Consider the following 2,364-nt stretch of genomic DNA (forward strand, 5'->3'; position numbering starts at 1 on the left):
ATCAGCGCGCCCAGGCGCAGATAGCCGGCGGCGATCTGCAGCACCCCGGTCAACAGGGTGGCGGCCAGCAGGTACTGCAGGCCGTGTTCCTTGACCAGGGTCACCATCAGCAGCGCCATGGCGCCCGTGGCCGCCGAGATCATCCCCGGCCTACCGCCGACGAAGGCGATCACCACGGCGATGCAGAAGGAGGCGTAGAGCCCCACCTTGGGATCGAGCCCGGCGATGATGGAAAAGGCGATGGCTTCCGGGATGAGCGCCAGGGCGACCACCAGGCCGGACAGCACGTCGTTCTTCACATTGGAGAACCAATGCGTCTTGAGGGTATGCAGCATAGATAACTCGCACCTGTGCCTGACCCGTCGAGCAGGTGGCAAACGCCGGATCAGGCGTGAATGTCAGGGTGGGCAGCCGCCACGTCACGGGCGCGACAGGACGGCAAGCGTCCTTGCAACAGGCAAGGACGAGGAAGGCGCGAGCTATGGGGGACTGACTTCGCAGTACGATTGCAGTAGGTGCATAACGCAAGTCTAGCCGATTTGCACTGATCGCTGCACCTAGCTCGGGACCGGCGGCCCGGTACAGATGAGGCCAATGTCCACCTTAGGAAGCGTTGCGGCATCCTATTTACCGCAACGGCAAACATTGTATTCGAGGACGTACCGGCAGACGGCAATCGCATTAGGTAGCAGACAGACGGCAGGGAACGTAAACGGAAGATGTGCTATCAAATTGCGATCGTTCTCAACATGCAGGGATAGCAGCTATGGATCGAGTGATCGCTCAGATTTCACAGACGATTGATTGGGAAGATCTCATTGCGCTAGAGCGCACCTTGGCAAACCGGGGCCTCATCAGCGAAAACGTTCGAGCCGAACTGAATCGTCACGCACACACGCTAGCCCGACGCTACTTGATAAACAGAGGCAGGCTAGACAGCTCGTTTTTCTCCGCAGCTGAGGAGGAAACGCTCGACGTCCTTGCTGCCGCTGTTGTGGCTTTGCGACGCTCCCAGCAACTCCCGCACAACATAGTTAAATGTCTTCGTGCTGGTGGCCTCATCGGCACTGTGGAGCACAGCGTTTGCCATTCTAGTGGCCTGCAATACCGTTCGAATCTCGAAGAGGACGGTGTCGCTCGAAGCCTGCTGGAGGCGATAGTGATTCGGCATCCCGCTGAATTCGATGCCGATACGGTGAAAGTCGCGAGCTTGCATGCTGGGCAGCCCGTAGAAGAGCTCTTCCAGGCAGTTAGCTGAAAACGTTGGGTGACCATCCGAGAAAGAGCGGTCTAGCCGCAGATAGCCACGACGATGACTTGCGAGGTATCTTCAGAGGTCTCAGCGCCTTGGTCTCGGAAGCGGAAGTATCAATTCCTGGAGTATCGAGTATCCGGACATCGACTGGTTTCGAGCGCCGGTGGGAAGCCACGTCCTTTCATAGCTGAAATGGCGTTTATTTAAGGGTGGTTTGAAAGACTTTACGGAGGCCTGCTTTTGTTGTTCAGGCTTCGTAATGGAGTGCTATATCGTCGCGTTAGGGACGCTGATTCCACTAGAGTTTTATGTTAGCACTTAAAGCGTTGGGGCTATGAAAATTTCCGCTTAAGACTTAGTAGGGAAAGCATCGGTTCTCGCCACTTGGAATGAATTAGCTTGCCTGCGAGTAGGTGTGCGTAAATCTCTAGCTCCTTGGCCGTGGAATGGTTTTGCCATTCTCTTTCGAACTTTGCTTCTGCCAAGATTTTTCCTACAGATTCAGCTACAGACCGTTCCTCCTCAACATTTCGGCAAGGACTGATCCAGTCCACTTGGTTGTCTTCTGTTTTGAACTTTGCTGAAAAGACAAAGTTGCCCCAGTGATCTCTGATTGAAATTCGCGCGGCGAACATCTGGTACTGCCCTATTATGATAACTCCTTTTTTTGCTTTTAGGGCATCGCGAATGCAATCCGCAATCCATGTGACTTCTCGAAAAAAACTGCAGATCTCTATATCGATGGTTTCGATTTGCCAGCTCGGATGTCGCTCGATTTCGCCCGGCTGGGATTCCAGAACACCTGAAACGGAGATAATAAATTGCCCAGGCGAGACAGAAAGTTTTCTCAGTGCGCTCTGGGGAAAGCATAGTTCTTCCCAACCAAAATTGGTTCCCTTTTGCTTGTCCATATTCCTTCTCATGCAATCTTAGGGTGAAGAGCTTTAATGTCTGTACATCTATAGTTTAGCCTGTCTGCAAGCGCAAACCACTGTAGCTTGATTTTCATGCCTTGGAAGGCGTTCGAGTCTCAAGTGCTGCGCTAGAGCATTTGCGGAAGTGTTTCATTTCATTGCTGGGAACCACTTTTCTGGCAAAGGCCATATCAT

At 53.3% G+C, this 2,364-nt stretch carries 3 protein-coding genes; 1 reads left to right on the forward strand and 2 read right to left on the reverse strand.

Annotated features, from left to right (window positions below; genetic code table 11):
• The coding region (locus QKY98_RS23245) for a SulP family inorganic anion transporter (protein WP_284671655.1) at positions 1 to 335 on the reverse strand (335 nt) is incomplete at its 3' end.
• Between the two features lie 431 nt (positions 336 to 766).
• Between QKY98_RS23245 and QKY98_RS23250 the strand changes: the two genes are divergently transcribed.
• Entirely contained in the window at positions 767 to 1,258 is a 492-nt protein-coding gene (locus QKY98_RS23250) for a hypothetical protein (RefSeq protein WP_284671656.1), read from the forward strand.
• Between the two features lie 329 nt (positions 1,259 to 1,587).
• Here the strand turns inward: QKY98_RS23250 and QKY98_RS23255 are convergent, their stop codons facing one another.
• The gene (locus QKY98_RS23255; RefSeq protein ID WP_284671657.1) at positions 1,588 to 2,166 is read right to left on the reverse strand and encodes a hypothetical protein; all 579 of its coding nucleotides are present in this window, start codon (positions 2,164 to 2,166) and stop codon (positions 1,588 to 1,590) included.
• Positions 2,167 to 2,364 lie beyond the last annotated feature (198 nt).

Source organism: Pseudomonas sp. HR1 (assembly GCF_030175875.1).
In the GTDB taxonomy this organism is placed as follows: domain Bacteria; phylum Pseudomonadota; class Gammaproteobacteria; order Pseudomonadales; family Pseudomonadaceae; genus Chryseomonas; species Chryseomonas oryzihabitans.

What these genes read in the sequence shown, in the direction of transcription:
- QKY98_RS23250 (WP_284671656.1), top strand. Translation starts at nt 767, where the DNA reads ATGGATCGAGTGATCGCTCAGATTTCACAGACGATTGATTGGGAAGAT.
- QKY98_RS23255 (WP_284671657.1), bottom strand. Translation starts at nt 2,166, where the DNA reads ATGGACAAGCAAAAGGGAACCAATTTTGGTTGGGAAGAACTATGCTTT.